Source organism: Streptomyces sp. URMC 126, assembly GCF_051386555.1.
In the GTDB taxonomy this organism is placed as follows: Bacteria; Actinomycetota; Actinomycetes; order Streptomycetales; family Streptomycetaceae; genus Streptomyces.
The window spans coordinates 1-2,974 of sequence record NZ_JBPQTX010000516.1; the positions used below are offsets into that span (position 1 = coordinate 1).

At 73.6% G+C, this 2,974-nt stretch carries 2 protein-coding genes; one reads left to right on the forward strand and one right to left on the reverse strand.

The annotated features are described in order from the left end of the window. Nucleotides 1–180: 180 nt before the first annotated feature. Nucleotides 181–1,212, reverse strand: coding sequence for an ABC transporter substrate-binding protein (locus tag ACSNOK_RS32150; RefSeq protein ID WP_436784321.1), 1,032 nt, complete (start codon nucleotides 1,210–1,212; stop codon nucleotides 181–183). 270 nt (nucleotides 1,213–1,482) lie between these two features. Between ACSNOK_RS32150 and ACSNOK_RS32155 the strand changes: the two genes are divergently transcribed. Next, a complete protein-coding gene (locus ACSNOK_RS32155; RefSeq protein ID WP_436784322.1) occupies nucleotides 1,483–2,637 on the forward strand; it encodes a hypothetical protein in 1,155 nt (384 codons plus the stop codon). Nucleotides 2,638–2,974: the final 337 nt, after the last annotated feature.

The following is a 2,974-nucleotide window of genomic DNA, read 5'->3' on the forward strand; positions in this document are numbered from 1 at the left end:
GGGCGCCGGGCACCGGGGGCGAGACCGGAGCCGGGGCCGGTGGCCGGGGCGGTCGCGACTTCGTCGCGGTGGGTGCCCCGGCCCCGCCCTTTCACCGTTTCTTGCGGGGGCGAGCCCCGCACCCCCCGAAGCGCCCTCCGGGCGCTGTCCTCAAACGCCGGACGGGCTGGATGCTGCCCCTTACTTCACCAGGAACCCGCGAAGATCATCCAGCACGCTGTTCGCCGCCGTGACGCCCAGCCCCAGGTACCACGTCTCGTCCTTGACGTCGTGCGCGCGCCCCTCCTTGACCGCCTTCAGGTTCTTCCACAGCGGGTTGTCCCGGGCGACGTCACGCTTGGTGCGGTCGGGGTCGCCGTAGACGCCGGTGAAGATCCAGTCGGCGTCGGCCTGGTCGATCTTCTCGGGGCCGATCTGCACGGCGAGCTCGTCGACCTGCTGGTTCTTCGGCCGCGGCAGGCCGGCGTCCTTCAGGACGGTGCCGATGAACGACTTCTGCGCGTACAGCCGGGTGAACTGCGGCATGTAGCGGACCATGCTGATGGTCGGCTTCTTGTCGCCGACGTCCTCGCCGAGCTTCTTCGCCTTGGCCTCGTACGCGGCGAGGTTGGCCTTCGCCTTCGCCGTCTCGTCGAGGGCGGCGGCGTTGAGGAGGTAGTTCTCCTTCCAGGTGAAGCCGGGGCGGACGGAGAAGACGGTCGGCGCGATCTTCGACAGGTCCTTGTAGTGCTTCTCCGCGCGGAGCTTGCTGCCGAGGATCAGGTCGGGGTGGAGGTTGTTGATCGCCTCCAGGTTGAGGCCGTTGATGGTGCCGACGCTCTTCGGGTCGCCCGCGTCCTTGCGCAGGTAGGCCGGGATGCCGTCGCCGCCCTCGGCGGGGGCGTAGCCGACCGGCTTGATGCCCAGCGACACGACGTTGTCGAGCTCGCCGACGTCGAGGACCACGACCCGCTTGGGCTTCGCCTTGATCTCGGTCTTCCCCAGGGCGTGGGTGACGGTGCGGGGGAACTGCCCGGCGGCGGCGTCGGTGCCCATCTTCCGGGTGAGGTCGGCGGCCTTGCCGAAGTCCTTGCCGCCCTGAGCCACGTCCTTCGACCCGGCGCCGCCGTCCTTCCCCTTGTCACCGTCTCCGTCGGATCCGCAGGCCGCGAGGGAGAGCGCGGCGGCGAGGGCGAGGGCTGCGGCGGCCGTGCCGCGGCGGCGAAGGGACATGGGGGTACTCCTGGGGGCTGAGGGGGTGCCGGGGGTATCCGGCCTGCGGGTTCCCGTGAAGTTCCGTGGAGGCTTCCGAGGGTTAGGTCACCCTTACTTTAGAGGGTCGGGACGCCCTGCCATCAAGAGGGACGGACCACCGCAAGCACACCCACCCCACATTCCTCCGGCGAATCGGACAACCTCCACCCTTACGCGTGAAGCCGCCTCACTCGCAGGGTGGGGCCCCGGGCGCGAAAACTACGTTCTGTGCCGGAGGTGACGTTTCTCATGACGGTCTGTGCCCCCCAGAGCACTCCGGAGACCACTCCCCGGCGTGCGCCGATGGACTCCCGACGCCCGGCGTTCACCATCGCGGCCGACGGCTCGTACGCCGCGTGGCTCGCGCTGAGCCGGGCCACGGGCGGCTGGTTCCCCGAGCGCTGGACCCTCGACGGCCCGGAGCCGTACGCGGTCCCGCTGCCCGGCAGCCAGCCCGAGGAGCCGGACAGCGAGGTGCTGCCGCTCACCGACGGGAGGGTGCTCATCCGGCGCCGGGTGGCCGAGCGGTACGCCCTGTCGCTGCTCTACCCCACCGGCCCCGGCACCGGCGAGCTGCCGCTCGGCGCGATCGAGTGCCCGTACCTGTCGCTGCTGCCGCCCGCGCCGGACGGCCTCTCCGCCTACGCGCTGGTGCACGGCGAGCGGACCACCACGCTGTGGCGCGTCTACGGCTCGCCCGCCGGGCCGGAGCTGCTCGCCCGGGTGCCCGGGCGCTGCTCCGGCGGCGCCTGGCTCGACCGGCCGGGCCGGCTCCTCGCCCTCGACCGCGAACTGGACGGGCTCACCAAGGCCGTCGTCGTCGACCTCGGGCGCGGCGGGGAGACCACTCCGCTGCTGCAGATCGCCGAGAAGAGCAACGACCGGCTGGTGCTCGCCGACCCCGACAGCGGCCTGCTGCTCGTCCGGTCCGACGCGCCCGGGGAGGAGCGGCTGGGCTGGGGCGTGCTCGGCTCGGCGCGGCCGGTGCGCTTTCCCGAGTGCCTGCGGCAGCCCGGCGCGGCGGTGACGCCGTTCGCCGTCCAGCCGGGGCAGACGCTGACCCCCGAGGTGTGCTCGGTGGCGTTCCGCGTCGACCGGGAGTCGGGCACCTCCGTGGGGATCTGGCGGCCGGCGGAACGGCAGTTGCGCCAGTTCCCCGGCCCGCTGGGGTGGGTGGCCGGAGCCGGCCTGTGGACGGCCGCCGGGGAGCTGCGGCTCCCCTACGTCACCCCCCACGTCCCCTGCGGGCTGGCCCGACTGCGCCTGCCGGACCCCGAGGAAGGGGGACGGGGCGGCCCCCTAGGGGACATGACGGAGAACGGCGATCCCCTGACACCCCGGCCGGTACCGCTTCAGCAGGCGCCACTCCAGCAGGCACCGCAACCGCACGCCCGGGCCCGGTAGGGGCAAGGGGTCATATAGGCGTAAGGGGCAGCCACCGGCGGCCGTTGGGGGGCGCGGCGGTGCCGACGGCCGGGCGGAACCCACCGGCGGTGGGCAGGCACGGCCGGGAGGGCGGACGGCGAGCGGGAGGCATACGGCGAGCGCCGGCGGACCCCGGCGGCGTGGGACGACGAGCGGGCCTCGCGGTCGAGCCCCACGCCGCTGTCGGGCGCGCGCACTGGCGAAGGGACGGCGGAACATCGGCACGGCCCGCTGCTCGCTCGGCGGACACACGAGCCCAAACCGGACCGGGGGGCCGGGGACGGCCCGAGAGGGCGGGCCCGGGCGGGCCGGGCGG